27 protein-coding genes and 1 pseudogene are annotated in these 26561 nt (G+C 72.5%); 10 read left to right on the top strand and 18 right to left on the bottom strand.

Going from position 1 to position 26561, the window contains the following annotated elements:
• Positions 1–140 precede the first annotated feature (140 nt).
• A complete protein-coding gene (locus Q7A36_RS03710) occupies positions 141–2588 on the bottom strand; it encodes a helicase-related protein (RefSeq protein WP_370655628.1) in 2448 nt (815 codons plus the stop codon).
• Between the two features lie 257 nt (positions 2589–2845).
• Here Q7A36_RS03710 and Q7A36_RS03705 point away from each other — a divergent pair, with 257 nt between their 5' ends.
• Positions 2846–3745, top strand: coding sequence for a DMT family transporter (locus Q7A36_RS03705; protein ID WP_305102309.1), 900 nt, complete (start codon positions 2846–2848; stop codon positions 3743–3745).
• Between the two features lie 243 nt (positions 3746–3988).
• A complete protein-coding gene (locus Q7A36_RS03700) occupies positions 3989–4357 on the top strand; it encodes a hypothetical protein (RefSeq protein WP_305102308.1) in 369 nt (122 codons plus the stop codon).
• A gap of 57 nt (positions 4358–4414) precedes the next feature.
• Here the strand turns inward: Q7A36_RS03700 and Q7A36_RS03695 are convergent, their stop codons facing one another.
• Both Q7A36_RS03695 and Q7A36_RS03690 read right to left on the bottom strand, forming a co-directional pair.
• Positions 4415–5677 (bottom strand): serine hydrolase domain-containing protein, encoded by a 1263-nt coding sequence (locus Q7A36_RS03695; RefSeq protein WP_305102307.1) that lies wholly within the window; start codon positions 5675–5677, stop codon positions 4415–4417.
• Between the two features lie 54 nt (positions 5678–5731).
• A complete protein-coding gene (locus Q7A36_RS03690) occupies positions 5732–6445 on the bottom strand; it encodes a metallophosphoesterase family protein (protein ID WP_305102306.1) in 714 nt (237 codons plus the stop codon).
• An 85-nt stretch (positions 6446–6530) separates the two neighbouring features.
• Between Q7A36_RS03690 and Q7A36_RS03685 the strand changes: the two genes are divergently transcribed.
• Positions 6531–6986, top strand: coding sequence for a MaoC family dehydratase (locus Q7A36_RS03685; RefSeq protein WP_305102305.1), 456 nt, complete (start codon positions 6531–6533; stop codon positions 6984–6986).
• Between the two features lie 69 nt (positions 6987–7055).
• On the opposite strand, the gene Q7A36_RS03680 is transcribed toward Q7A36_RS03685, so the two are convergent.
• Positions 7056–8177, bottom strand: coding sequence for a mandelate racemase/muconate lactonizing enzyme family protein (locus Q7A36_RS03680; RefSeq protein ID WP_305102304.1), 1122 nt, complete (start codon positions 8175–8177; stop codon positions 7056–7058).
• A 282-nt stretch (positions 8178–8459) separates the two neighbouring features.
• On the opposite strand from Q7A36_RS03680, the gene Q7A36_RS03675 reads away from it, so the two are divergent.
• The 3 genes from Q7A36_RS03675 to Q7A36_RS03665 all read left to right on the top strand — a co-directional run bounded on the left by Q7A36_RS03675 (position 8460) and on the right by Q7A36_RS03665 (position 11521).
• The gene (locus Q7A36_RS03675; RefSeq protein ID WP_305102303.1) at positions 8460–9506 is read left to right on the top strand and encodes a glycosyltransferase; all 1047 of its coding nucleotides are present in this window, start codon (positions 8460–8462) and stop codon (positions 9504–9506) included.
• 42 nt (positions 9507–9548) lie between these two features.
• Positions 9549–11054 carry an argininosuccinate lyase gene (gene argH, locus Q7A36_RS03670; protein WP_305102302.1) on the top strand — a complete coding sequence of 502 codons (1506 nt, stop codon included), beginning with the start codon at positions 9549–9551 and terminating at the stop codon, positions 11052–11054.
• 77 nt (positions 11055–11131) lie between these two features.
• Positions 11132–11521 (top strand): hypothetical protein, encoded by a 390-nt coding sequence (locus Q7A36_RS03665; RefSeq protein ID WP_305102301.1) that lies wholly within the window; start codon positions 11132–11134, stop codon positions 11519–11521.
• A 4-nt stretch (positions 11522–11525) separates the two neighbouring features.
• Here the strand turns inward: Q7A36_RS03665 and Q7A36_RS03660 are convergent, their stop codons facing one another.
• The 11 genes from Q7A36_RS03660 to Q7A36_RS03610 form a co-directional block, all read right to left on the bottom strand.
• Positions 11526–12491: a Bug family tripartite tricarboxylate transporter substrate binding protein gene (locus tag Q7A36_RS03660; RefSeq protein WP_305102300.1), complete on the bottom strand. Its 966-nt coding sequence runs from the start codon at positions 12489–12491 to the stop codon at positions 11526–11528.
• Positions 12492–12519: 28 nt separating this feature from the next.
• Positions 12520–13575: an Ldh family oxidoreductase gene (locus Q7A36_RS03655; RefSeq protein WP_305102299.1), complete on the bottom strand. Its 1056-nt coding sequence runs from the start codon at positions 13573–13575 to the stop codon at positions 12520–12522.
• A 39-nt stretch (positions 13576–13614) separates the two neighbouring features.
• Positions 13615–14016 carry a hypothetical protein gene (locus Q7A36_RS03650; RefSeq protein WP_305102298.1) on the bottom strand — a complete coding sequence of 134 codons (402 nt, stop codon included), beginning with the start codon at positions 14014–14016 and terminating at the stop codon, positions 13615–13617.
• Positions 14017–14021: 5 nt separating this feature from the next.
• Positions 14022–14384 carry a nuclear transport factor 2 family protein gene (locus Q7A36_RS03645; protein WP_305102297.1) on the bottom strand — a complete coding sequence of 121 codons (363 nt, stop codon included), beginning with the start codon at positions 14382–14384 and terminating at the stop codon, positions 14022–14024.
• 51 nt (positions 14385–14435) lie between these two features.
• Positions 14436–15578, bottom strand: a complete 1143-nt coding sequence (locus Q7A36_RS03640; RefSeq protein ID WP_305102296.1) for a CaiB/BaiF CoA transferase family protein — start codon at positions 15576–15578, stop codon at positions 14436–14438.
• The gene (gene fahA / locus Q7A36_RS03635; RefSeq protein ID WP_305102295.1) at positions 15575–16852 is read right to left on the bottom strand and encodes a fumarylacetoacetase; all 1278 of its coding nucleotides are present in this window, start codon (positions 16850–16852) and stop codon (positions 15575–15577) included. Before fahA ends, Q7A36_RS03640 begins: the two co-directional genes overlap by 4 nt.
• Positions 16853–16866: 14 nt before the next feature.
• Entirely contained in the window at positions 16867–17739 is an 873-nt protein-coding gene (locus Q7A36_RS03630) for an HpcH/HpaI aldolase/citrate lyase family protein (protein ID WP_305102294.1), read from the bottom strand.
• 10 nt (positions 17740–17749) lie between these two features.
• On the bottom strand, positions 17750–18919 hold the full coding sequence (locus Q7A36_RS03625) for a CaiB/BaiF CoA transferase family protein (RefSeq protein ID WP_305102573.1): 1170 nt from the start codon (positions 18917–18919) through the stop codon (positions 17750–17752).
• A 116-nt stretch (positions 18920–19035) separates the two neighbouring features.
• The gene (locus tag Q7A36_RS03620; RefSeq protein ID WP_305102293.1) at positions 19036–19893 is read right to left on the bottom strand and encodes a hypothetical protein; all 858 of its coding nucleotides are present in this window, start codon (positions 19891–19893) and stop codon (positions 19036–19038) included.
• 84 nt (positions 19894–19977) lie between these two features.
• Positions 19978–20718, bottom strand: coding sequence for a maleate cis-trans isomerase family protein (locus Q7A36_RS03615; protein WP_305102292.1), 741 nt, complete (start codon positions 20716–20718; stop codon positions 19978–19980).
• Complete coding sequence (locus Q7A36_RS03610) at positions 20718–21617, bottom strand: ABC transporter substrate-binding protein (RefSeq protein ID WP_305102291.1); 900 nt, start codon at positions 21615–21617, stop codon at positions 20718–20720. The genes Q7A36_RS03615 and Q7A36_RS03610 overlap by 1 nt, the downstream gene beginning before the upstream one ends.
• A 47-nt stretch (positions 21618–21664) precedes the next feature.
• On the opposite strand from Q7A36_RS03610, the gene Q7A36_RS03605 reads away from it, so the two are divergent.
• Complete coding sequence (locus Q7A36_RS03605; RefSeq protein ID WP_305102290.1) at positions 21665–22501, top strand: NAD(P)-dependent oxidoreductase; 837 nt, start codon at positions 21665–21667, stop codon at positions 22499–22501.
• 172 nt (positions 22502–22673) lie between these two features.
• On the opposite strand, the gene Q7A36_RS03600 is transcribed toward Q7A36_RS03605, so the two are convergent.
• From Q7A36_RS03600 to Q7A36_RS03590, 3 genes are read right to left on the bottom strand one after another with little or no spacing between them, the layout of a single operon-like run.
• Positions 22674–23642 (bottom strand): tripartite tricarboxylate transporter substrate-binding protein, encoded by a 969-nt coding sequence (locus tag Q7A36_RS03600; protein WP_305102289.1) that lies wholly within the window; start codon positions 23640–23642, stop codon positions 22674–22676.
• Between the two features lie 11 nt (positions 23643–23653).
• Positions 23654–24445 (bottom strand): enoyl-CoA hydratase/isomerase family protein, encoded by a 792-nt coding sequence (locus tag Q7A36_RS03595; protein WP_305102288.1) that lies wholly within the window; start codon positions 24443–24445, stop codon positions 23654–23656.
• Between the two features lie 43 nt (positions 24446–24488).
• Positions 24489–24911 carry a VOC family protein gene (locus Q7A36_RS03590; protein ID WP_305102287.1) on the bottom strand — a complete coding sequence of 141 codons (423 nt, stop codon included), beginning with the start codon at positions 24909–24911 and terminating at the stop codon, positions 24489–24491.
• A 79-nt stretch (positions 24912–24990) separates the two neighbouring features.
• On the opposite strand from Q7A36_RS03590, the gene Q7A36_RS03585 reads away from it, so the two are divergent.
• The 3 genes and pseudogenes from Q7A36_RS03585 to Q7A36_RS03575 all read left to right on the top strand — a co-directional run.
• On the top strand, positions 24991–25260 hold the full coding sequence (locus tag Q7A36_RS03585; protein WP_305102286.1) for a hypothetical protein: 270 nt from the start codon (positions 24991–24993) through the stop codon (positions 25258–25260).
• A gap of 37 nt (positions 25261–25297) precedes the next feature.
• Complete coding sequence (locus Q7A36_RS03580; protein WP_305102285.1) at positions 25298–26086, top strand: aldolase; 789 nt, start codon at positions 25298–25300, stop codon at positions 26084–26086.
• A 116-nt stretch (positions 26087–26202) separates the two neighbouring features.
• Positions 26203–26361, top strand: a pseudogene (locus Q7A36_RS03575) (transposase); the annotation flags it as partial.
• Between the last annotated feature and the right edge of the window lie 200 nt (positions 26362–26561).

Genomic DNA, 26561 nt, shown 5'->3' with positions numbered 1-26561 from the left:
GGAATACTCCCCCTCCCCCGCCTTGGCGGGGGAGGGTTGGGGTGGGGGTGCGGTGGGGCGCGACGCCCCGGCGAATGTGCTTCGGGTGGAGGCAGCCCCCCACCCCGGCCCTCCTCCGCCGCAGCGGGGGAGGGTGTGGATCACGCGACCAGCTTGGCGCGGCGCTGCTGGCGAAGGACGTCCTCGATCCAGCGGTCCAGCCGCTCGGTCTCGGCCATCGCCTCCTCCCGCGCGACATAGGCCTGCGGGAAGCGCAGCGAGAGCCAGCGCCAGGCGACCAGGCGCTTGTGCGTCTTCTCCGCCCGCTCCAGCTCGTCGCGGCTGGCCTTCTCGGGCGCCGGCAGCCGTCCGGCATTGGGCGGCTGCACGCCACGGCCGGCGCCATGCTCGATGGCCCAGCGGGCGAGGCGCGCGACGCCGTTGTCCCGCTCATCCACCGGGCAGAGCGCATAGGTCCAGCGCTGCAGCAGGTCGAGCCCGGCGACGCCGTCGATCGCGCTCGCCACCGCCATGGCCTGGGTCAGGTCGGCGAGCCGGTAGTTCGGGTCGTCCGGCCGCAGCACCGCGCGCTTGATGCGCGCCAGCACGCCGAACAGGCTGTCCGAGCCGATCTCCTGCGCCACATTGGCGATGATGTCGGCATCGGGCTGCACCAGCGGCCGCGGATCCTCCGGCGGCGCCGGCGGCGCGTCGAGCATCATGCGGACGAACTCCGGGCTGCCGCCGCCGGCCAGCACCGCGACGACGCCTTCCTCGAAGCGGCCGAAGCGGCCGGCGCGGCCGCCGATCTGCTTGACCTCCTGCGTGTTCAGCTCGCGGCGCTCCTCGCCGTCGAACTTGCGCAGGGTCGAGAAGACGACGCGGCGGATCGGCAGGTTCAGGCCCATGCCGATGGCATCCGTCGCCACCAGGATATCGGCCTCGCCCTCGCGGAAGCGGGCGGCCTCGGCGCGCCGCACCTCGGGGCTCAGCGCGCCATAGACCACCGCCACGCGCTTGCCGCGGCGGACCAGCTCGGCGCGGAGGTCGAGCACGTCGCGGCGGGAGAAGGCGACCAGTGCGTCGCCGGTCTTCAGGTCGCCCATGCCCACCGGCGCCTTGGCTGCGACCAGCGGGCTCTTGCGCTTGAGGCTGACCTCCTCGACCGGGTCGCCGCAGAGCGCGGCGATGCGCTTGACCTGCGTCGCGCTCTCCGGCGCGCCCAGCACGTAGACGTCGCGCGCCGGCGTGCCCATGATGGCCGCGGTCCAGGCGGCGCCGCGGTCGCGGTCGGCCAGCATCTGCGCCTCGTCCACCACGGCCACGTCCACCGGCAGGTGGAAGGGGCACATCTCGACGGTGGCGGCCAGGTGCCGCGCGCCGGGCACCGGGATCCGCTCCTCGCCGGTCGAGAGGGAGGCGGGGACGCCGCGGCTCGCCAGGGCATCGCGGAACTCGTGCGCCAGCAGCCGCAGCGGGGCCAGCGCCATGCCGTTCTCGGCCTTGGCGAGGGCATCGAGCGCGGTGTGGCTCTTGCCGGAATTGGTCGGGCCGGTGACCAGCGTGATGCGCCGGTTCAGCGCCCGCGCCGTGGCGAAATGGCCGGCATAGCGGTCGAGCGCCGCGACCCGGGCGATGGCGGCGACCGCGCCCTTGCCGAGCTTCAGCGCCGGCGCCGCGGGGCCGCGCTTGCGGGCCTCGAGCGCCGTCTTGTCGGCCTCGCGCCATTGCGGCACCACGGCGCGCAACGGTGCGAGTTCGGCGGGATCGAATTCCCAGCGCTCCCGCCCGCCCCGCTGCGGGATGCGGCGGGCGACCGGGATCAGGCCGGCGGCGATCCAGCGCAGCGCCTCCCGCTCCCCGACGCCGAGCAGGCCGGGCACCTCGCGGAACTCGACGAGGCTCTTCTCCCAGGCGCGGAGGCGCGCGACCTCCTCCCGGCGCTTGGCGCGCGCGGCCGTCTCGGCCTCCCGCACCTCCCGCCGGCGGCGGGATTCGCGGCTGCCGACCTCCTCGAGGAAGGGCAGCGAGGCATCGCCGGCGAGGCCGAAGGCGGCGGCGACCTCGCGGGCGAGCTGGGCATGGCGGTCGGCCGAGAGGTTTCCCTGGCCCGCCTCGGTCAGCTCGGCCACGACAGCCTCCAGCGCGGCCTCGGGCGTCGGGCCGAGCGCGCGGAAGCGGTTGGCGAGCGTCGCGTCCAGCGCGGCCAGCAGGGCCTCGTCCGCCGGGAGGATGTCGCGGATCGTCCCCGCCGCGGTCTCGTTGTCGGCGCGGCGCACCCAGACCCGGCCGGCGCGGTTGGCAAGGTCGTTCAACCGCGAGATCCAGCCGCGCCGCCGCACCTCGCAGAGCGCGGCGCGGACGGACTCCGCATCGGCCGGCATCCGCCGCTCCACGCGGCGGATCAGGGCGGGCATCTCCCGCGCCTCGACCTCGAGTCCCGAGGCGAGGATGGCCGCCTCGGCCGGCGAGACGCCGTGCCGCAGATCGGCCTCCGGCGTCTCCGCCGGTTCATAGGCAACGTCGAAAGGTGTATCCAAAACCGAAACTCTCCGCGGCCCGGCCGCGCGGCAGCGCGGGCGGGACCAGCCTGAAAACGATCCGGCCATGGCGGGCGGGGCAAAGGCGGAGCGCCGGGCTCAGTGCCCGGGCGACAGCGACGATCCGCGCCGGAGGCCACGCCATGGAACGGGCCAGAGGGGCTGCCGGATGCAAGCCCACCGGCCACCCAAAGGCCGTCCAGGCTTCCTTCGGGGCGCGAGGCCCCTGCCGGCACGGGTCTTATATAGGTCGCCGCCGCGCCGTTGCCAGGAAAAGCGTCGCATTCCATCCTGTCCAGCCATGCAATAGCCGGGCAGCAGCGCGCGTGACCGATCAGCCCAGGCCCGCGGCCGGCCCCGCCCAGCGCGTCCTGCTCGGCATCGCCTTCATGTGCCTCGCCGGCCTGCTCTTTCCCGTGATGAGCAGCTTCGCGAAGATCCTCGGCGCGGATTATTCCAGCCTGCAGGTCTCCTGGGCCCGGGCCTTCGGGCATATCCTCTTCCTGCTCGCGGTCTTCCTGCCACGCTACGGCCTGGGCGTGCTGAGGACGCGGCGGCCGGGCACGCAGGTGCTGCGCTCCTGCATGCTCTTCACCTCCAACCTCTGCCACTTCTTCGCCATCACCTTCATCCCGATCGCCAAGGCGGCGGCGATCAGCCTGACCGCGCCGCTGATCGTCGCGCTGCTGGCCTGGCCGATGCTGGGGGAGCGGACGACGCCCGGCCGCATCGCGGCGCTCGGCCTCGGCTTCCTCGGCGTGCTCATCGTCATCCGGCCCGGGACGGCGCTGTTCCACTGGGCCTCGCTCCTCGTCGTCGGCAGCGCGACCTGCTACGCGATCTACCAGATCCTGACGCGGCGCGTGGCGGGCCTCGACAGCCCCGAGACCTCGGCGATCTTCAGTTCCGTCATCGGCGCCTTCGGCATGCTGCTGGTGCTGCCCTTCAGCTGGATCACGCCGCAGGGCCTGTTCGACCTCGCGCTCTTCTGCGGCATGGGCGTGCTGGGCGCGGTCGGGCATTGGTGCGTGGCGAAGGCGCTCGGCCTCGCGCCGGCCAACATCATCTCGCCCTTCCAGTATTTCCAGCTTCTCGGCTCGGTCGCCGTGGGCTGGCTGGTCTTCGGCGACTGGCCGGATGCCGGCATCTGGATCGGCGCCGCCGTCATCGTGTCGGCCGGCCTCTGGATCGGCTGGAGCCAGACGCGGAAGACGCGGGCGGGCTGAGCGCGCGCCCCATGCGTGCCAGCATGAACGCTGGCCCGCATGGCTTGCTGTTTGGCGCGCAGCCGCCACACCAACCCTGCGCGCAATACCGGGCGGCAGATGAAGACTTCTGCCGCCGGTATCAGATCGTGCGCCGCGGCACAGAATTGCGACAGGCCGAATCGTATACCGATCCTCATTGGAGAACGGCGCATTTGAGACCGCTCCCCAAGCCGCGGCACTCCCGCCGCGATGGAGGACGACATGACACGCAGGAACGCCTTCGCATCCCTCGCCATCCTGGGCACGCTGATGGCCATGCCCGCCCTGGCCCAGGCCCCGATGGACGGCGGCAGCCTCGCCCCGCGCGGCGGCAACGTCATCGGCGGCGGCGGCGCCAGCCTCAGCGGCGGTGCCGACGACATGACCATCACCTACAGCGCCCGCGGCGCCGGCGGTGGCGGCAGCTTCGAGCAGACGGGCCGCGTCGGCATCTTCGCCGGCAATACCGGCGGCAACCCGGCCTTCACCTTCAGCACGCCGGCGCCGAGCGGCCCGGGGCGCGAGGCCTGGCTGATGGGCGGGGGCGAGGACTCCCAGGTGGTCTACATGAACCCGACGGGCCGGCGCTGAGCGCCGTCCTGCCCGGATCGCCCGGCCCCCGCGGCCGGGCGGCCCGGTGACGCCCGCTCAGGCGAGCGACTGATAGACGAGTTGCCGCAGCACGTAGCGGGTCTGAAGCCGCTGCTCCGGCGCCTGCATCATGAAGACCACGTACATCTCCTCGGCCGGGTCCACCCAGAAGAAGGTGCCGTAGGCGCCGCCCCAGTAGTGGTCGCCGACGCTCCCCGGCAGCGGGTTCCGCCCCGCCTCCGTCCGCACGCAGAAGCCGAGCCCGAAGCCCTGGCCCATCGCCGGCGTCGGCGCCAGCGCGCCGAAGCGGCCGGGCGTATCGGCGCTGTAGCCGATGCCCGGCGGCAGGTGGTTGGCACGCATGAGCGCGACGGTGTGCCGCGTCGCCAGCCGCGTCTCCTCCGTATGGCCCATGTCCAGCAACATCTGGCAGAAGCGCGCATAATCGAGCGCCGTCCCGGACATGCCGCCGCCGCCCGAGAAGAAGCTGGCCCGCACCGCCGGGTCCGGCATGGCCGGCTTGCGGCCGGTCTGCGAGTCGGCCATCGCCTCCGCCACCCGACCGCGGGCGCGCTCGCCGAGGAAGAAGGCGGTGTCCGCCATGCCGAGCGGCCCGGTGATGCGCCGCGTCACATAAGCGTTCAGGTCCTCGCCGCTCACCACCTCCACGATCCGCCCGACGACGTCGGTCGAGTAGCTGTAGGCCCAGGTGCTGCCGGGATGGGAGGCGAGCGGCAGGCCGGCCAGCCGCCGGATGAACTCCGGCCCGGTGATCCCCTTCTCCCGCAGCTTCGCATCCGCATAGGCCCGCGCCACCGGGTCGTCGCCGAGCCCGTAGGTGAGGCCCGAGGTGTGGCGCAGCAGGTCCTGCACGGTCGTCGGCCGCTGCGGCTTCTCCCCGTTCGGGCCCACCCGCTGCTCCGCGAATTCCGGGAGGTAGCGGGAGATGGGGTATTCGAGCTGCACCCGCCCCTCCTCCGCCAGCATCATCAGGCCGAGCGAGACGATGGGCTTGGTCATGGAGGCCAGCCGGAAGACGGCGTCCGGCGTCATGGCGGCATTCGCCTCCCGGTCGCGGAAGCCGATGCTCTCCAGATAGGCCAGCCTGCCCTTGCGGCCGATGGCGACGACGGCGCCGGGGATGCGGTTCGCCTGCACCTCGGCCGAGAGCCAGGCCGGGATGCGGGCGAGCCGGTCGGGCAGCAGCCCGACCTCGGCCGGCTCGGCCCGCGCCAGGTGGGCGGCGCGGGCCGGCGGCGGCAGGGCGGCGGCAAGGGCGGTCCCCCCGGCAAGCGTCAGGGCGGCGCGTCGGTGCAGCATGGGCGTCCTCCTCCGGGCCGGCTCTCCCGGCCGGCGGCGACGGCAGGGTAGGGCTCAGGCCGAGAGGAAGGCCAGCCGGTCCGCCTCCAGCACCAGGCAGGTCAGCTCCCGCCCGAAGACCGCGCCGGTGTCGATGCCGATGCGGTTGCGCTTCACCACCGGCCCGCGGCTCGGCGAATGGCCATGCACCACCACCGCGCCGAACTCGGCATCGGAGTTGAGGAAGCTGCCGCGGATGCGCAGCAGGTCGTCCTCCGCCTGGTCCTCCAGCGGGATACCCGGCCGCAGCCCGGCATGGACGAAGAGGTAGCCGCCGAGGCGGTGATGCAGGTCGAGCCGGTTCAGGAAATCGAGATGCGCGCCCGGGATGCCCTCGATCCAGCCGGCCGGGTCGGCATCGGCATCCAGCCCCCAGCTTGCCAGCGCCTCCCGCCCGCCGCTGATGCGCCAGTCCGTGATGGCGGCGCGCTCGCCCGCCAGCGCGTCCAGCATGGTGCGCTCGTGGTTGCCCATCAGGTTCACCATGGGCAGGCCCGGCAGCGGCGACCCGCCGGCGAGCCGCTGCACCACCCCGGCGCTGTCCGGGCCGCGATCGACGAAATCGCCGACATGCAGCAGCAGCGGCGCCTCCGCCGGCCGCGCCGCGAGGTCCTCGGCGATCATGGCATGCAGCCTGGCAAGCCTGTCGTCGCAGCCATGGACATCGCCGATGGCATAGACGCGCTGGCCGGGCGGCAGGCGGCCGGGGGCGGGCTGGAAGGCGATCATCCCGCGATGATCCCCCGGCGCGCCCGTCTGGCCAAGCCCGCCGGGCCATGGCAGGAATTCCGGCCAAGCACGCGCGGAGGGAACGATGCTGGAAGTGGAGTCCATCGCCGACCTGCCGAACCATATCGGCAAGAAGCTCGGCAGCAGCGACTGGCTGGTCGTGGACCAGAGGATGATCGACCAGTTCGCCGAGGCGACCGGCGACCACCAGTGGATCCACGTGGATGTGGAGCGCGCGAAGAAGGAGATGCCCGGCGGCAAGACCATCGCCCATGGCTACCTCACGCTCTCCCTGCTGCCGAAGCTGAATGCCGGCATCTGGCGCGTGAAGAAGCGCAGCCGCGGGGTGAATTACGGCTCGAACAAGGTGCGCTTCACCGCGCCGGTGCCGGCGGGGTCGCGCGTGCGCGGGCACCTCACGCTGAAGAACGTCGAGAAGATCGAGGGTGGCGCACGGCTGACCATGGAGGCGACCGTGGAGGTCGAGGGCAGCGAGCGGCCGGCGCTGGTCGCGGAGACGCTATCGCTGGTCTACGAATAAGAATGAGGGGGCCTTGCCCCCTCAAACTCCCCCACCAGGGGTCAAGCGACCCCTGGACCGGCCTGAGTCTTACGCCGCGGCGGACGCGATCGTGAACTTCTTCACCGCGTCCTCGTCGAGGACGATGCCGAAGCCGGGACGGTCGGGGACGGCCAGCATGCCGTCCTTCGGCCGCGGCGCCTCCGGCAGCAGATGCGGCCAGAGCGGGTCGCGCGCCGGATCGGCGAAGCACTCCACGCAGATGCCGTGCGGGATGCCGGCCAGCATATGGGCGGCGATCTGCGGCTCCTCGTGATGCGCCATGCGCACATCCACCAGCGCGCAGGCCGCCGCCGCGCGGCGCCACTCCGTGATGCCGCCGGCCTCGGAGGCATCGAAGTTCACGATGTCCACCGCGCCGGCGTCCAGCAGCCGCCGCACGCCGCGCGCCGTGTACTCGCTCTGCCCGGCATTGACCGGGATGCGCGTCGCGCGGCGCACCTCCGCCATGCCGCGCGCCTCGTCATACCAGTGGCAGGGCTCCTCGAACCAGGCGATGGGCAGGTCCTCGATCAGCCGCGCGAAGCGGATGGCATCCGCCGTGCACCAGCCGCGATTGGCATCCACGGCGATCAGGAAGCCCTCGCCGGCGCCGTCCAGCGCGGCGCGCACCCGCTCCGCATCCTGCTCCGGCGCCAGGCCGCCGACCTTCACCTTGCAGCCGCCCATCCCCCAGGCGCGCAACTGCTCCATCTCCCTGGCCAGGTCGAGCAGCGTCTTCCCTTCGGCGTAGTAGCCGCCGATGGAGATGATCGGCAGTTCGCTCCGGTAGCCGCCGAGGAGTTGCCGCACCGAGAGCCCCGCCCGCTTGCCCAGCAGGTCCCAGACCGCGGTATCGACGCAGGCGATCGCCTCCATCGCCAGCTTGCGGTCGCGGTTCGGGATGGTGATGGCGTGCGCCCGGTCCCAGAGGCGTTCATAGGCGACGGCATCCTCGCCCAGGATCTGCGGCGCGATTTCCTCGGTGATGATGCGGACGATCTCCGGCCCGTGCTCGCGGTTGTCGCCGTTGTAGACCTCGCTCGCCAGGCCATCGCTGGTGCGGATGCGCGTGATGACGGCGCAGCGCGTGGTCATGGCATAGACGCTGCCGGCGAAGCGCCGCGGCAGCGGGATCTCGATGGCGATGGCCTCGACGCGTTCGATGCGCATGGCGCTGGTCCCGTTCCCATCCCTGCCGCCAGCCTGCCACCGCCCGCGGCGCGCGCGAAGACGGCCTGCCGCCGGCGGCGCCGCCACCCCCGCCATCACAAGCCGGGGCGGCAGCGGCCCGCCGGTGGACAGGCCCGCGCCGCGGCGGTCTGCTGCGCCCGTCGGCACGACCTCACGGAGCAGCGGGGGCCGCATGGGCGGGGATGCGACAGGGCCATCGGTGCGGGCGGGGCAGGCGCGGCGCCGCCGCGGCCGGCCGTCCTTCGGCGGGAGAACCGGCTGATGCGCATCGCCATGGCACTGCAAGGCGCGCGCGTGACGACCGACACCCTGCGCAGCCGGCCGGTCGGCGGGACGGAGGCCGCCTTCGCCGTCCTCGCCGAGGCCTTCGCCCGCCGCGGCCACACGGTGGAAGCGCTGATGGGCGAGGAGCCGCCGGAGCGCCAGGCGGGAATCGACTGGCGGCCGATCGGCGCCGGCACGGGCGCGCCGGCGGACCTCGTCATCGCCTCGCGCGTGCCGCACCTCTTCGCCGCCCTGCCCCCGCCGCGCGGGCGCGGGTCCCGCCGCGTGCTGTGGCTGTTCAACCCCTGCCGCTACCTCCGCAAGCCCCGCTATCTCTGGCCGATCCTGCGGCTGCGCCCCATCGCCGTGACGCTCGGCCGCTACCACGACGGCACGCTGCCACGCTGGATGCCCTTCGCCGGCCGCGCGCAATTGCCGCTGCCCGTCGCGCCGCCCTTCGATGCCGCGCCCGCCGGGGCGGTGCAGCCGCCCCCGCCGCCGGTCGCCGTCTTCGCCTCCAACCCACTGCGCGGGCTCGACTGGCTGCTCGACCTCTGGGAGCGGCGGATCCTCCCGGCCGTGCCCGGCGCGGAACTGCACTGCTACACCGGCGCCGCGACCTATGGCGGCGACCCGCGCCTCGCCGCGCGGGCCGCGCCGGTGATGGCGCGCGCCGGCGCGCTCTCCTCCGCCGGCGTCCGGCTGCTGCCGCCGACCGACCGCTTCGCCCTCGCCCGGGCCTATCGCGGCGCGCGGGCCATGCTCTATCCCGGCGACCCGAACGAGACCTACTGCCTCTCCCTCGCCGAGGCACAGTCGGCCGGGCTGCCCTGCATCGTCACCGACAGCGGCTCGGTCGCCGAGCGGGTGGTGGATGGCGAGACCGGCTTGGTGGCGCGCGATGCCGCCGCCTTCGCCGAGGCCGCGATCCGCCTGCTGACGGACGACGCCGCCTGGTCCAGCATGCACCATGCCGCGCTGGCGCGCGGGCCGGCGCCGGACGGTGACGCGGTCGCGGCCGGCTTCGAGGCGCTGCTGCGCTGACCCACGGCCCAGCCAGCGGGCCGCCAAGACAGGGAGGAGGACATGGCCGAGGCCGCGAACCTGCGCGAGCGGGTGAAGGAACCACCCTCCGCCCTGCTGGTCGAGAGCTACTACCGGCCCGCCGTCGCCCGCGCCCAGGCGCAGGTCTTCGACCACGAGATGTGGGCGCATTGCGCCCATGGCCTGATGCTGGAACGCCAGGGGATCGTCGCCCGCGACGCCATTGCCGCCTGCCTGCGCGAGGTGCTGGAGATGGCCGCGGAGGGGCCGGAGAGCGTGCCCGTCGACCATCGCTCGGAGGACCTCTACTCCTATGTCGAGCGGCGGATCATCCAGGCGCTCGGCCCCGATACCGGCGGGCGGCTGCATACCGGGCGCAGCCGCAACGACCTGAACGCCACCACCTGGCGCATGGCACTGCGCGCGCATCTCATCGAGGTGCAGCGCGTCCTGCTCGCGCTGCGCGGCACGCTGCTGCGGCTGGCCGAGACCCATGCCGACACGGTCATGCCCGGCTACACCCATGCCCAGCACGCCCAGCCCGTCACCTTCGGCTATTGGCTGCTCTCGGCCGCGGATGTCCTGGCGCGCGACCGGGCCCGGCTCTCGGGCGCCCTGGCACGCGCCGATCTCTGTCCCCTCGGCGCCGGGGCGCTGACCACCACGGCCTTCCCACTCGACCGCGACCTCGCCGCGGAGCTGCTCGGCTTCGCCGCGCCGCTCGAGATCGCCTACGACGCCGTCAGTTCGCGCGACGACGCGCTGGAGGCCGCCGCGGCGCTGGCCGTGCTGGCGACCTTCCTGTCGCGCCTCTCGACCGACCTTATGGCCTGGTCCACCTGGGAATACGGCTTCCTCGAGCTGGCGGACCGGCACTGCGCCGTCTCCTCCATCATGCCGCAGAAGAAGAACCCGGCGGCGCTGGAGCACATCCGTGCCGCCGCGGGGATGGTGCAGGGCGCGCTCGCGGCCGCGCTCGGCTGCACCAAGAACACCGCCTTCGCCGACGTGAACGATGCCGTGACGGCGGTGAACGAGCCGGTGCTGGACGCCGCCACGCGCACGCGCCGGATCCTCGCCCTGATGGAGGAGGTCTTCGCCGGCCTCACCCTGCACCCCGGGCGCATGGCCCAGGCGGCGGCCGAGGGCTTCGGCACGGCGACGGAACTCGCCGACGTCATCGTGCGCGAGAGCGGCCTGTCCTTCCGCATGGCGCACAACATCGTGGCGCAGGTGGTACGGGAGGCACTGGAGGCGGGGCTGAGCGCCGACCGGATCCGCAGTGCCGACCTGGACCGCGCGGCGGCGGCGCTGCTCGGCAGGCCCTTGCGCATACCGGAGGCGGCGGTGGCGGCGGCGCTGGACCCGGCCGCCAATATCCGCGCCCGCACCGTCCGGGGCGGCCCGGCGCCCACCGAGATGGCCCGGATGCTCGCCGCCCGCCGGACCGACCTGGACCGCGACGCGGACGCGCTCGACGGCATCGCCGGCCGGATCGGCGCGGCGCGGGACCGCTGCTTCGCCCTGGCCAGGGCGACGGCCGGCTGACGCCTCGAAACCGCGGGGCCGAAACCGTATACTATCAGGGAGCGCCGCCCGCCGGGGCGGCACCAGAGGGTCTGCCGATGTCCATCCGCCACGCCGCCTGTGTCGCCGCCGCGCTCGGCCTCGCCATGGCGCTGGCCCCCGGCGATGCGCTCGCCCGGGGCTGGCATCACGGCGGCCGGGGCGGCTTCGGCGTCTTCATCGGCCCGCCGGCGCCCTACTACTTCGCGCCGCGGCCCTATGGGTTCTGGGGTCCGCCGGCCTATTACCCGCCCGCGGTCGTCTTTGCCCCGCCGCCCCTGGTCTATGCGCCGTCGGCGTGGTCCCCGGCGTGGTCCTATGCCCCGGCACCGACCTGGATCGTGCCCCCCGCCGGCTACGCGCCGCCGCGCCCGCAGGTCAGGGTCGCGCCGGACACCTACCAGCAGCCGCTCGGCGGCACCCAGGGCGGCCTGAAGAAGAAGTTCTGACCGGCTATTCCAGCGTGATGCCGGCGCGGCGGATCACCTCGCCATAGCGGGCGATGTCGGCGCGGACCAGCGCCGAGGCCGCGGCCGGCGTGCCGCCCGCCGGGCCGAAGCCGGCTTCGACCAGCTTCCGCCGGAAGCCCTGGTCCGCAAGCGCCCGGTTCATCGCCTCCGCCCAGCGCTGCGCGACCGCCTCCGGCAATCCGGCCGGGCCGCAGAGCATGTACCAGAGGTCGATGTCGTAGCCGGCGATGCCGCTCTCGATCATCGTCGGCACGCCCGGCAATTGCTCGGAGCGTTCGCGGGTGGTCACCGCAAGGCCGCGCAGCCGCTCCGCCCGGATATGCGGCAAGACGGTCGACAGCGTGTCGAAATTCACCTGCACCACATCGGCCGCGAGATCGAGCGAGGCCGGGCCGCTGCCGCGATAGGGCACGTGCACCATGCGCGTCCCGGTCGCCAGCATGAAGAGCTCGGCCGCCATGTGCTGGCTGGTGCCGACGCCATTGCTGGCGAAGTTCAGCCTGCCCGGCGCGGCCTTCGCCAGGGCGACGAAGCCCTGCACGTCCTTCGCCGGGGAACTCGCCGGCACCGTCATCACCAACGGCACGCTCGCCACCTGCACCAGCGGCGTCACGTCCCTCACCGGGTCGAAGGGTGCGGCCTTCATGGCCAGCGGCACCTGGACATTGTTGCTGAGCGTGCCGAGCGTCACCGTATGCCCATCCGGCTTCGCCCGCGCCGTGGCGACGACGGCGATGGTGCCGCCGCCGCCGGTGCGGTTCTCGACCGCGACGGGCTGGCCGAGTTCCTCCGACAGCCGCGGCGCGATCAGCCGCGCCAGGATATCCGTGCCCCCGCCCGGGGCGAAGCCGACCAGCAGGGTGATGGTGCGGCTCGGGAAGGGTGCCTCCTGCGCCGCGGCGGCGACGGGCAGCAGGCAGGCGGCGGCGAGCAGCGCGCGTCTCAGCATGGTCGTTCCCTTCCCCTTTCCGGCATTCTCAGCCGGGAAGCGGCGGCGCGCCAAGCTCTGTCGCCAGGGCGTCGAGCTGCGTCCGCAGCGCCGGCGGGACAGGCACGCCCTCCGCCTCGCGCCGGAGGCGCGTCAGCCGGCTCTGCTCGCCCGGCAGCCAGATGCGGTCCACGCCCGGCAGGCGCTGGCTGCCGCGGATGTCGCGGGCGAGGCGATCGACCTGGGCGCGGAACGCGGCCGGGTCGCCGAAGGCGGCGATGTCGATCGCCAGCACGGCCTGGCCGGTATTGGTGACGGTGGTGTCGTCCGCGTTGAAGTCCACGACGTCGCGGCCCATGGCGGCGCCGTTCAGCGTGCCGGCCAGCAGGCCGAAGATCAGCGCCAACCCGTAGCCCTTGTAGCCGCCGATCGGCAGCAGCAGGCCCTCATTGGCCCGCTTCGGGTCGGTCAGCGGCCTGCCCTCGCGGTCGATCATCCAGCCCTCGGGCATCGTCTCGCCGCGCTGCGCCTTGACCTTCACCTTGCCATAGGCGGCAACCGTGGTCGCCATGTCGAGCACGATGGGCGGCTCCTCCCCCGCCGGCACCGCGACGGCGATCGGGTTGGTCGAGAGCAGCAGCTCCAGCCCGCCCCAGGGCGGCAGGTGGTTGGCGCTGCCGACCGCGAGGTAGAGGCCGATCATCCCGGCCTCCTGCACCATCCGGGCATAGAGGCTGGCCGGGCCGGCATGGTTGCCGTTCCGCACGCCGCACCAGGCGACGCCCTGGGTCCGCGCCTTCTCGATGGCGGTCAGCGCCGCGAGCTGCGTCGCCAGGTGGCCGAGGCCGTTGTCGCCATCGACCAGCGCCGCGCCCGGGCGCTCCTGCACGATATGCGGGACTGCCTTCGGGTTCATCCCGCCGGCGCGGATGCGGCGGACGTACTGGGGCAGGCGGAAGACGCCATGGCCATCGGCGCCGATCAGGTCGGCCTGCGCCATCAGGCCGGCGACGATGCCGGCCTGCTCCTCCGGCACGCCGACGGCCTGGTAGACGCCGGCGATGAAGTCCCGGAGCTGTTCGACGGTGACGGTGCCTGCGGCCATGCTGTCCTCCCCATGGCCGCAAGCCTATCGCGCCCGCGTTCAGGCCGCGAGCGGGCCAGCGCGGCGGAGACCGGCATATTCCAGCTCCGCCAGCACCGCGACGACCAGCGCCTGCGCCACCACGAAGACGCCGCCGAGGGCAGTCGGCGCCACCCAGCCCGAGACCAGCAGCAGCACGCTGTCCAGCGCCCAGAGCACATTGCCGACGACCACCAGCCAGAACAGCAGCCGCGGCGAGGCCTGCCGCCAGGCCAGCGCCGCGACCAGCGCGGCGAAGGCGATCAGGAACAGGCCGGTCTCGTGCAGCAGCATCTGCGGCAGGCCGAACCAGCGCGCGAGCGGCGCGGCGAGCGCCGCCAGCAGCAGCCCCATGCCGATGCAGCTCGCGGCATCCAGCCAGAGCACGCGACGGAGGAACGCCGAGGGGATGATCCGGTCCATGGCGCTCACTCCCCCTTCGGCGCGAAGTCGATGAAGCCGGTGACGGCGGCGAGGCGGCCATCCGCCGCGACCACCGCCATGTCCGTCCCACCGGCAATCGGCGCCGCGCCCTCCGGGCCCAGATCCCAGGCGAAGCGCAGCACGTCGTGATGCGCATCCGCGCCGCCGCGGCGGCGGAAGCGCAGGCCGGGGAAATGCTGCTGCGCGGCAGCGATCAGCCCATCGATGCCGGCATGGCCCTCGCCCTGCAGCATGGGGTCGCGATAGGCCGCGTCCTCGGTGAAGGTGGCGGCGACCAGGCCGCGCCGCTCCGCGGCATCGGTCGCGTTCCAGCAGGCGATGTAGCGGTCGATCAGGGCGTCGTGCATCGGGTCTCTCCTGCGTTGCGCGGCGGGTCTGCCCCGCCGACGCCGCCAGGATCACCCGTCGCGGGGCGCGGGATCGATTACGTCGGAGGTCATTGGCGCGAGGCGCGGCGCGCCGTGGCGGATGCGCGGCCGCTCCCCGTCGAAGGAGAGCGGCATGGCGACGAGGGAGAAATCCTCGCCCGGCACCGGCTGCAGCATCGCCATGGCCGCGGTCTGCGGCTCCGCCAGCACCTCCGGGATGCTGTTCACCGGCGCGCAGGGCACGCCGGCGGCGACCAGTGCCTCGGCCAGCGCGGCGCGCGGCCAGGCGCGCAGCAGCGAAGCGATCTCCGGCAGCAGCACGGTCTGGTGGGCGAGGCGCGCACGGTTGGTGGCGAAGCGCGCATCCTCCGGCCAGTCCGGACGGCCGACGACATCGGCGAACTTGCGGAACAGCCGGTCATTGCCGCAGCAGACCAGCAGCGGGCCGTCGGCGCAGTCGAAGGCCTGGTAGGGGACGAAATTGGGATGGCCGGAGGCGTGGCGCTCCGGCAGCTTCCCCATGTTGACATAGGCGCTGATCTTCTGCCCCGCCCAGAGCAGCGCGGTCTCGAAGAGCGAGGTATTGACCACGCAGCCCCGCCCGGTGCGCGCGCGCTGCTGCAGCGCCGCGAGCGCGCCGATGACGGTCCACATGCCGGTGCCCTGGTCTACCACGCTCGCGCCCATGCGCACGGGCGGGCCGTCGGGCTCCCCGGTGATGGAGGAGAGGCCGGCGAAGGCCTGGAACAGCGGCTCGTAGCCCGGACGATGGGCGAGCGGGCCCTTGTGGCCGAAGGCGCCCATGGCGCAGTAGATCAGCCGCGGATGCAGCGCCGTGACCTCGGCCGGGCCGATGCCGAGCGCTTCGGCGACGCCCGGTCGCAGGTTGTGGACCAGGATGTCGGCATCCCGCAGCAGGTCGTGCAGCGCCTCGACGCCTGCCGGCGTCTTGAGGTCCAGCGTGACGCTGCGCTTGCCGCGGTTGAACTCGTGGAAGTTCAGCGCGTCGCCGTGGCGGAAGGCGGGGCCCATCTGGCGGGCATCGTCGCCGCCCTCCGGCTTCTCGACCTTGACGACCTCGGCGCCCAGGTCGGCGAGGATGGCGCCGGCGAAGGGCCCGGCCAGCACCTGGCCGAGTTCGACGACCTTGATGCCAGCCAGAACCCCCGTCATGTCGCGGGCAGGATCGTGCCGCGGCATTCGCCGAAGCCGATGGAGACGAAACCGTCCCGTTGCGCGCGGGCGGAAAAGATCACCGTGTCGCCGTCCTCCAGGAAGCGCCGCTCCTCCCCGTTCGGCAGCGTGATGGGTTTGCGGCCGCCATAGGTGATCTCGAGCAGCGCGCCGAAGCCGTCCTCGGTCGGCGAGGAGATGGTGCCGCTGCCGAAGAGGTCGCCCGGCGCCAGGTTGCAGCCGCCGCAACTGTGGTGCGCGACCATTTGCGCGAAGGTCCAGTAGAGATGGCTGGTATTGCTGATCGAGAGCCGGAAGGGCCCGCCCTTCGGCGTCTGCAGCAGCACCTCCACCGCCAGGTCCAGCGCGCCGCGCGCCTGGTCCGCCTCGTCCCACAGATAGTCGAGCGGCTTCGGGTCGCCCTCCGGCCGCGGGGCCTGGGCGATGCGGAAGGGCTCCAGCGCCTCCGGCGTGACGACCCAGGGGCTGATGGACGTACAGAAGTTCTTGGCGAGGAAGGGGCCGAGCGGCTGCGCCTCCCAGCCTTGGATGTCGCGGGCGGACCAGTCGTTCAGCAGGCAGTAGCCGGCGATGTGCTCCGCGGCCTCGGCGATCGGGATCGGCTCGCCCTGCGCATTGCCGGTGCCGATCCAGATGCCGAATTCCATCTCGTAGTCGAGGTTCCGGCTGGGCCCGTAGGTGGGCACCGTCTCGCTCGCCGGCTTGCGCTGGCCCTTCGGCCGCCGGACATCCGTGCCGGAGATGCGCAGGGAGGAGGCGCGGCCGTGATAGGCGACGGGGACGTATTTGTAGTTCGGCAGCAGCGGGTTGTCCGGGCGGAACTGCTTGCCGGCATTCGTCGCGTGGTGGATGCCGGCGAAGAAATCCGTGTAGTCGCCGATGCGCGCAGGCAGGTGCATCTCGCAATCGGCGGCATCGTAGAGGTTGGGCTCCACCGCCGCCCGCTGCGCGCTGCCCTCCGCGAGCAGGTCCGACAGCGCCGCGCGCAGCGCCCGCCGCGGCCCGGCGCCGAGGGCGAAGAGTGCATTCAGCGCATCGCCCGCCGCCGCCTCCGCCGCACGGCGCGCATCGCCGCCCAGCAGATGCGCCACCGCGCCGAGATCGAGGATGCAGCCGCCGATCGCCACGCCCCCGCGCGCCGCGCCGCCCTTCGGGCTGAAGATGCCGAGCGGCAGGTTCTGGATCGGGAAATCCGCATGGCCATTGGCGGAGGCGACGAAGCTGCGCCGCTGCGGATCATGGGTCGCGTCCATCCTCGTCTCTCCTCTCAGCGGGCCCGCGCCAGCAGGCGCTTCGCCCGTTCCACGACGGGCAGGTCGATCATCGCGCCCTCGAAGGCGACCGCGCCCTCGCCCTTGGCCAGCGCCGCCTCGAAACTGGCGATCAGCCGGCGGGCGCGGTCGGCCTCCTCCGGCGCGACGCCGTATTCCTCGTTGATGATGGGCACATGCGCCGGGTGGATGCAGGCGGTGCAGGCGAAGCCGAGCCTGCGGGAGCGCTTCAGCGAGGCGCGATAGCCCTCGAGGTCGCGGAAATCGGCGAAGGCGCCGATGCTGCCGAGCGGCAGGATGCCGGCGCCGCGCGCCGCGGCCACCACCATCATGCCGAAATGATAGAGCATGTCGGCGCCCGGCACGGCTTCCAGTTCCGTCGACAGGTCCTCCGACCCGACGCCGAGCGCCGCCATGCGCGGATCGGCCGCGGCGATGGCCGCCAGATGCGGCAGGGCCTGCGGCGTCTCCACCAGGGCGATGAAGCGGGTGCGGCCGATGGGCAGGCCGAGCGCCGCCTCGCGCGCGGCGACCACTTCCGACAGCAGCCGGATATGCTCCGGCCCCATCACCTTCGGCAGCATCAGCGCCGTGACCTGCGGCATGAGGGCCGCGGCGATGTCCGGCACGGCGAGTTCGAGCGGGCGGTTGATCCGCACCGCGACCTCCGCCCCCGGACCATTGTGCCCTTGGCCCACGGTGGCGGCCGCCGCGGCCAGCGCATCGCGCGCCGCCTGCTTCTCCGGCGGCGGGATGCTGTCCTCGAGGTCGAGGATGATCACGTCCGCGCCGCGGGTATGCGCCTTGGCGACGAAACGCTCCGCGGTCGCGGGCACGAAAAGCAGGGAGCGCCAGGTGGGCAGGGTCATCGCGTGGTCCTCATTGGGCGGCACCGCTCTCGCGCATGGCGGCGATCTCCGCCGGGCCGTAGCCGGCCTCCGCCAGAATGGCATCGGTATGGGCGCCGAGGCGCGGGGCGGGCAGAGTCTCCGCCCGCATCCCGGCGGCGAAGGTGACGGGCGTGCGGGTGCGGCGAATGCGGCCTTCCGTCGGGTGGTCGTCGTAACGCCAGAAGCCGACATCCTGCAGGTGCGGATCCTCCAGCAGGTCGTCGATCGTGTTGTACCGGGCCGCAGGCACATCCGCGGCGGCGAAGATCTCCAGCCATTCGGCCGTGGTCTTCCGCGCCAGTCCCTCGACGCGCACCCGGAAATACTCGGCGGCATTCTCGGTGCGGGCGATCGGCGTGTCGAAGCGCGGATCCGCCTTCAGCTCCGGCCGGCCGATGGCGTCGAAGAAGGCGAAGGCCTGCGGGTTGCTGTTGGGCTGCACCGTGATCCAGCCGTCCTTGGTGGGCAGCGGCCGGTAGTCCGGGCTCAGCAGCCGGGCATCGCCGGTCGGGCCCTCCGGCGGGTCGAAGGTGGCGGCGCCCAGGTGCTCGCTGGTGACGAAGCTCGCGGCGACCTCGAACATCGGGACCTCGATCGCCTCCCCCACGCCCGTCCTCTCGCGCCGGTAGAGCGCGAAGCCGATCGCCTGCGCCGCGACCAGGCCGGTGATGTGGTCCGTCATCACCATCGGCACGAAGCGCGGCTCGCCGATCGCGCGGTGGAAGGTGCCGGCGACGCCGGAGAGGGACTGGATCACGGGGTCATAGGCCGGGCGGCCGGCGTAGCGCCCGCCCTCGCCGAAGGCGACGATACCGCAGTGGATCAGCCGCGGGTTCAGCGCGGCGAGCGCGACGGGATCGAGCCCCGCGCGCCGCAGCCCCGCCGGGCGCACGTTCGAGACGAAGACATCCGCCGCCGTGATCAGCCGCTTCAGCGCGGCGAGGCCCTCAGGCTTCTTGATGTCCAGCGTGATCGCCCGCTTGTTGCGGTTGAAGTTGATGAACTTGCCGGACATCGACGGCGTGCGGCAGCCGGCCGCCAGGAAGCGCAGGATGTCGCCGCCCGGCGCCTCCACCTTGATCACCTCAGCGCCCTGGTCGGCGAGGGTACGCGTGCAGATCGGCCCGACGACGACCGTCGTCAGGTCCACGACCTTCACGCCCTCCAACGGTCCTCCCGGAGTGCCGGCCGGCCGATTCACGCTGCGCGCCTGCCCGGGGTTCCCCGCGACGCCCTGCGTCGCGGGGTGGGGCGGCGCTCCGCGATCGGACGGCATCAGGCGAACTCGCAGTCGAGCTGGGCGCAGAGCCAGCCGTCCCGGTCCTGCACCCAGGTCGCCACCTTGCCATCCCGCGGCGCCGTGCCGCAGAGCGTGACGGTGTCGCCGACATAGATCGGCCGGGTCAGCCGCGCCGTGAAGCCGCGCAGCCTGCCCGGCGTATGCGCCACCGCCGCATCCAGCAGAAGCTGCATGGTCAGGCCGCCATTCTGCACGGTGTTGGGATAGCCCTCCTCCTGCCGCGAATAATCCGCATCGTAGTGGATGCGGTGCGCGTTCCAGGTCACCGCGGAATAGCGGAAGACCAGCGGCGCGCTCAGATGCGTCTCCACCCGCCAGGCGGCGTCGGCCGGTGCCGGCACGGGCGCGCCGGTGCCGCTCTTCTCGCCGGGCTTCACCGCTTCGCGGTAGATGGCGTCGAACTCGTCCACCGCGACCACCTGATCCCCGCGCCGAATGGTGTGGCGCATGGTCAGCACGGTGATGAAGCCGGTGCGCGCCTGCTTCGGCAGGATGGCCGCGACCTCCGCCGTCTTGCTGGCGAGGTCGCCGACGCGCAGGCAGTCATGGATCGTCACGCGCCGCCCCGCGCCCATCCGCCGCGGCAGCGGGATGGGCGGCAGGAAGACGCCGGGCTTCGGATGGCCGTCCGTCCCGATATCGGACTGCCGCGCCACGTCGGCGAAGAACAGCGTGAACCAGTGCGGCGGCAGCGCATCGCCCAGGCGGAAGGCCCCAGGGTCCAGGTCCAGCATGCCGGCGATGCGGCGCACGGCGGCCAGGCCGACATCCTCCTCCACCACGCGGGTGCGGCCCACCCAGGATTGCAGCTCGGGGCTCAGCGTTTCGGACATGCGTGGGACCTGTTCGGCAACCAGGGACTGGTGGCGGTTCATGGACGTCTCCTGCGCCCATCCTAGCCCGGTCATGCGTCCCGCCTAGCCCTCCAGCCGCCCCCCTGCCCCACCCATCAGCCGCCCGAAGCCTGCGGCCGCTGCGGACAGCCCGAGGCGCTGCAGGGCGTGCCAGGCTATCACTTGGTTGCTGGTGATGACCGGCATGCCCAGCTCCGCCTCCAGCGGCGCGATGAGGCCGGCGGACCGGATGGCGGTGCAACTGATGAAGCAGGCCTCGGCGCCCGGCGCGGCCCGCGCGGCGGCGTGGACCTGCTCGGCGATGACGGCGGGCGGCAGGCGCGCCATCTCGGCATTGGTATTGATGCCGAGATGGCTGCCGCCCAGCACTTCGATACCATGCGCCGCCAGCCAGGCGGTCTCGCGCGCATGCACCGCCTCGATATAGGGCGTCACCAGCAGCAGGCGGCGCGCCCGCAGCGCCGCGAGCGCCGCCAGGATGCCATCCGCCGTGCTGCAGGCGGGCAGGCCGGACGCGGCCTCGATGCGCGCCCGGATGCCGCCGGCGCGCTCCGGCGCGAAGGTGGAGACGGCGGTGCAGTGGAAGGCGATGAGGTCCGGCCGCGCATCCGCCAGCAGCCGGGCAGCGGGCTCGAGCGCCTCCAGCATCGCCTCGAGCTCCGCCGCCGAGCTGCCGGTGAGCGCCAGGCGCGTGACCAGGGCGGTGACGCCGGCGGGCAGCATGGCCTGGATCTCCGGCTCCGCCACGCTGTTGCCGGAGGGGACGAGCAGCCCGATGCGGGCGCGGTCGCCGTAATCGATCATCACAGCGATCCTCTCGCCGCGGCCAGCCAGGACCGGTCGATGTAGTCGGCGGCGCGGCGCTCGCGCGGCGGCAGGTCGCGGATCAGGCTGCTGGTCTCGATCAGCGCCTGGACGCCGGCCTCGCTCGCCTCCCCGTCGCGCGGGAAGATCGCCTCCCGCACATATTGTTCCCAGGCACGGTCGGCGTAGCGCCGCTCGATGCCGCTCTCCTGCATGGCGATGCGGCTGGCGGTCGCCTGGTCCGCATAAAAGCGCTCATGCGCGCGCAGGAAGGCGCGGCAGAAGCGCAGCACCAGGTCGCGATTCGCCTCCGCCCAGCCGGCATCGAGGTCGAGGCTGGTGAACTGGAAGTCCGGCACCTCGTCCCGCGGATTGCCCAGGCTCACGAAGCCCTGGTCGAGCGCGATCTGGTCCAGCGGCGCCCCCTGCAGGCCCGCATCGATCTCGCCCGAGCGCAGCATGTCCCAGCGCGCCAGGATCGGGCCGCAGGGCACCAGCGTGAAATCCTCCGGCCAGCGCAGGCCGCGCTTTGCCAGCAGCCGGATGATGAGGGAGGAGGAGCCGGCGCGGAGCGAGCTCACGCCGATCCGCCTGCCGCGCAGCTCCGCATAGTCGCGGATACCGGCGCGGGCGATGAAGCTGAAGGGCAGCCGGTTCACGTTGCCGCCGATGATCCGCTGGCGGCCGCCCGCCTCGGCGTCCAGGATCACGTGCTCCGTCACGCCATAGGCGAGCTGGGCGCGGCCGTCCCGCAGGCGCTCGTTCACCTCCTCGATGCCCTCGATATGATCGATGCGGACATCGAGCCCTTCGGCCGCGAAGAGCCCGTCCTGCAGGGCGATCCAGGCCGGCAGGTTGAAGTAATTGCGGGAGACGACGGCGAGCGTGAGCTGGTCCATGATGCCGCTTCCTCGGGACGGTTCCTTGCAGGGGAGGAGAGCACGCCATGGCCGTCATCGCCATCCAGGCCCAGGGCGCCATGGGCGCCGGCATGGGCCGCCGGCTCACGCAGCGCGGCGCCACGGTGCTGACCCATCTCGGCGGCCGCAGCGCCGCCAGCGCAAGCCGCGCGGCCGAGGCCGGGATGCGGGACGCGACGCCCGCCGATATGGCCGGCGCCGATATCATCCTCAGCGTCCTGCCGCCCGCCGAGGCCAGGGCCTGCGCCGCCTGGCTGGCGCCGGCGCTGGCCGCCGCGCCGCGCAAGCCGGTCTATGTCGATTGCAACGCCATCAGCCCGGAGACGGCGAAAGAGGTCGCGGCGATCATCGCCCCCACCGGCGCACCCTTCGTCGATGGCGGCATCATCGGCGGCCCGCCGCGCGAGGACGGCTATACCCCCGTCCTCTACGTCGCGGGCGAGGCCGCGGGGCGCCTCGCGCCGCTCGGCGAGCACGGCCTCGATGTCCGCGTCACGCCGGGGCCCATCGGCGCCGCCTCGGCACTGAAGATGTCCTATGCCGGCATCACCAAGGGGCTGGTCGCGCTCTCCTCCGCCATGATGCTGGCCGCGACCCGCGGCGGCGCGGCGGAGGGGCTGCGGACGGAGCTCGAGCGCAGCCAGCCGCAGCTCCTCGCCTGGTTCCACCGCATGGTCCCGCCGATGTACGACAAGGCCTATCGCTGGATCGGCGAGATGGAGGAGATCGCCGATTTCACCGGGCCGGAGGCGGCGGCGATCTATCAGGCCATCGCGCGCTTCTACGAGGGCATGGCGGCCGACAATGCCGGGCCGCGGGAGAGGACGGCGGCGCTGAAGGCTTTCTTGCAAGACAGGAAGTAAGATCGGGGAGGAAGTATCCTCCCGTTGGACGCCCTTGGCGTCCAACCCCACCTCTATTTCTCTGAGTCTCGCACCCGTCGCGCGGCGAGTGCCCGACTCACAGAAAGGAAGGGTGGGTTGAACGCCGAAGGCGTTCAACGGGGAGGGAACATTTTTCCCTCCCCAACCTTCCTCACTCCTCCGGCTTGAACCCCGACGCCGCGACGATCGGCCCCCAGCTCTCGCGCTCGGCACGGATGCGCGCGGCGAAGGCGGCGGGTTCCATGATCTCGGGCGCGAATTCCAGCTTGGTGAGCACCTCCTGCACTTCCGTAGTGCGGGCGGCGGCGGCCAGCGCCGCGTGCAGCGGCTGCACCACGCCGGGTGCTGCGCCCGCCGGCAGCAGCACGCCGAACCATTCCTGCCGGCTGAGATCGGGGAAGCCGAGCTCGGCGAAGGTCGGCACCTCGGGCAGCCGCGGCACCCGGCGCGGCGCGCTGACCGCCAGGATGCGCATCTGCCCCGCGAGATGGAAGGGCACCGGCTCCGACAGCACGTTCATCCCGGCCGTGATGACGCCCGCCAGCACGTCGGTCATGACGGGGGCGCCACCGCGATAGGGGACATGGTTCAGCGCGATGCCGGCCTGCCGCGCGAACTCGACGCCGAGGAAATGCGGCATCGTCCCCGGCGAGGGGCTGGCCCAGTCCGTCTGCTGCCGGCCCTTCGCCCAGGCGATGAACTCCGCCAGCGTCTTCGCGGGGTGGTCGGCGCGGACGGTGAAGGCGAAGGGGAAGGCGCAGACCGTGCTCACCGGCGTGAAGTCGGCCAGCGGGTCGTAGCGCAGGCTGCGGTAGAGATGCGGGTAGATCACCAGCATCGAGGCCGGCGTCTGGATGTAGAGGCTGCCATCGGCGGGCGCACCCTTCATCCCCTCCAGCGCGATGCGGCCGCCGGCGCCCGGTCGGTTCTCCACCAGGACATTGGCGTTGAGCGTGCCGCGCATGCGCTCGGCGAAGGTGCGGGCGACGATGTCGGAGGAGCCGCCGGGCGGCCAGCCCAGCAAGGCGCGGATGGTGCGCGGCGCCTGCGCAAGGGCGGGCGCCGTCAGGGCGAGGGCGCCGAGCCCGGCCAGGGCGGCGCGGCGGGTGAGCATGGTCATGCGGATCCTCCTCAGCGGCCCTTGAAGACCGGCTTGCGCTTCTCGGCGAAGGCGCGCTGCGCCTCCTTCGTGTCCTCGGTGGCGGACAGCGCCACGGTCTGGCTCTGCTCGTAGCGGTAGCCCTCATGCAGCGGCATGTCCTCGACCAGGGTGAAGGACCGCTTGGCCGCGCGCACCGCGAGCGGCACCTTCCCCGCGATCTCCCGGGCGATGCCGAGCGCGGTCGGCAGCAGCGCCTCGGCCGGCACGCAGGCGGAGGCGACGTTCATCCGGTACAGTTCCGGCCCGCCGATGCGCCGCGCGGTGTAGAGCATCAGCCGCGCATCGGACTGGCCGAAATGCCGCAGGATGTGCTTCACCCCGCCGGCCAGGCCGACATCCACCTCGGTCATGGACATGAAGCTGTCCTCCGAGACGAGGATGATGTCGGCGCAGAGCGCCAGCGCGCAGCCCGCGCCGATCGCCGCGCCGTTGACGGCGGCGATGATCGGCTTGTCGCATTCGATCAGGCTGTCGAAGGCGGCGCGGACCAGGCGGTTGTGCCGGGGATAGGCGCCGCGGATCTCCGTCATCCCCGGCCGCTCCTTCAGGTCGGCGCCGGCGGAGAAGGCGCGGCCCGCGCCGGTCAGCACCACCGCGCGCACTTCCGGGCTGTCATGCAGTACGTCGAAGAGGCGGCAGGTCTCCTCCCGGAACTTGCCGTTCTGGGCATTCACCGGCGGGCGGTCGATGGTGGCGGTGGCGACGAAGTCGGCGACCTCCACCCGGTAGCATTCGAGGCCTTCCAGCCCTGGCAGCGGCATTGTCTCGTTCCCTGGACGTATCTGCCAGGGATGTAGCCGAGCCCTACCAGACCGGCCAGAGGCCGGGCGTGGCAAGCTCCATCAGGTGGCCATCCGGGTCGCGGAAATAGAGGCTGATGCTGCCGCGCGGCCAGTGCGTGCGGCCCTCGATGGCGATGCCCTGGGCGGCCAGCCGCGCCTCCCAGCCCGGCAGGTCCGCGGCCGCGACGGCGAGCGCGCAATGCACCGGGCCATGCCCGTCATGCGGCGGGATGGTGCCGCCCGGCAGGTGCACCGTCTCCACCGTGCTGCCGCGGAGGAAGAGCAGCAGCGCGCTGCGGCCACCGACCGGATAGGCCGTCAGCCGCTCGTCGGCGAACATGGGCGAGAGGCCCATGGCCCCTTCGTAGAAGGCGCGGGCGCGCGCCATGTCGTCCACGTAGAGCGCGGTCTCGAGCACGCCGGCGAGCGGTGGGGCATCGGCCATGGCCGATCCTCCCGCGCCGCGGCGCCCCGGGCAAGCCACGCCCTGGCGAGAGGGCGGGCGGCACCCGATATGCGCTGTCATGCACCGACGCGCCTTCCTCGCCGCGCTGCTGCTGCTCCCCGCCTGCGGTGCGGCGCAGCCGGTCCGGCAGGACCCGCCCGCCCCCGCCAGCCCGGCCGAGCGGCAGCGGCAATACGACCAGTTCTGGTCCCGGCAGCGGGAGAAGGAGGCGAATGACCGCTTCTGGAACGGCCCGCGCGAGGCCCGCCGCGCCCTGACGCGCGACCAGTTCGAGCGCTGGGACTACCAGCGCTACCGGCGCCAGGGCTGGCGGAGCTATCCGTACTAGGGCTAGCGTTCCGCGCGACGCGACCGGGAACGACACCATGGCCCATGCCTTCGGGGGCGCCAGCGCGCCCGCCATCCTCCGCAACAGCGACCTCGACGCCGATGCCGTGCAGCAGGCGCGCATCGACCTCGCGGCCTGCTTCCGCATGGCGGCGAAGCTCGGCCTGCACGAAGGCATCTGCAACCACCTGAGCTTCGTCGTGCCGGGCCGGGACGACCTCTTCCTGGTCAACCCCTATGGCTGGGCCTTCTCGGAGATCACCGCCTCCCGCCTGCTGGTCTGCGACTTCGAGGGCAATGTCGTGGCCGGCGAGGGCGTGCCGGAGGCGACGGCCTTCTACATCCATGCCCGCGTCCACCGGAACGTCCCGCGCGGCAAGGCCTGCTTCCATACCCACATGCCGAACGCGACGGCGCTCGCCATGCTGGAAGGCCCGCCGCTGGTCTGGGCCGGGCAGACCGCGCTGAAATTCTACGGCCGCACCGTGGTCGACGAGGAGTATGGCGGCCTGGCGCTGGACGAGCGGGAGGGCGACCGCATCGCCGCCTCGATCGGCGAGGCCGACATCGTCTTCATGAAGAACCACGGCATCATGGTGCTCGGACCGACCATCGCCGAGGCCTGGGACGACCTCTATTATCTCGAGCGCGCCTGCGAGGCGCAGCGCCTGGCGATGAGCACGGGACGGCCACTGAAGCCCGTGCCGCCGGAGATGGCGCGCCGGACCTACGAGCAGATGCGCGAGGGCGACCGCGAGAGCGCGCGGCTCCACCTCGAGAGCGTGAAGCGGATCCTGATGCAGGAGGCGCCGGACTTCGCGCGCTAGCCGGCCCGCCCGGCCGGTCATGCTACACTTGGTGTCCGTCTGGGAAGAGCTTAAGCGAGATCAGTGAGTTACCATTTTGGCGGGATGTGGACCAAGGAGCATCAGGTGCGTTACGAATGCTCCCGAAGCGGTGGACCGTTGAGAGGACGATTGCTTGGCGCAATCGCTGTCGCCGCTTGGCCAAAGATTGGGAGAACCTGAACCGGAGAGCCCTTGCCTTTGTTCGGCTCGCCTCGATCCGCCTCATGGTTCGACGGCGCTGCAAAGGCATTTGAACTTCGCGGACAGGCATTCAGGAGCAGCTGGTTGTGCAGGCGAAGACGCATCGCGGTTATCTGGTCCGCGACATGGATCCAATAAACCTCATCTCCGTCGGTCCCAAGTCGTTCGACGCGGTGGCAGGAAGGAGATTGATCTGCGGCGTGCAGCAATGCAGCGACGATAGCAGCGTGCCTGTGCAGGTTGGCCGCGTATA

The organism is Paracraurococcus lichenis (genome assembly GCF_030657435.1).
In the GTDB taxonomy this organism is placed as follows: domain Bacteria; phylum Pseudomonadota; class Alphaproteobacteria; order Acetobacterales; family Acetobacteraceae; genus Paracraurococcus; species Paracraurococcus lichenis.
The sequence above is the reverse complement of the archived record's forward strand: the minus strand, read 5'-3'. Positions and strand labels throughout refer to the sequence as shown.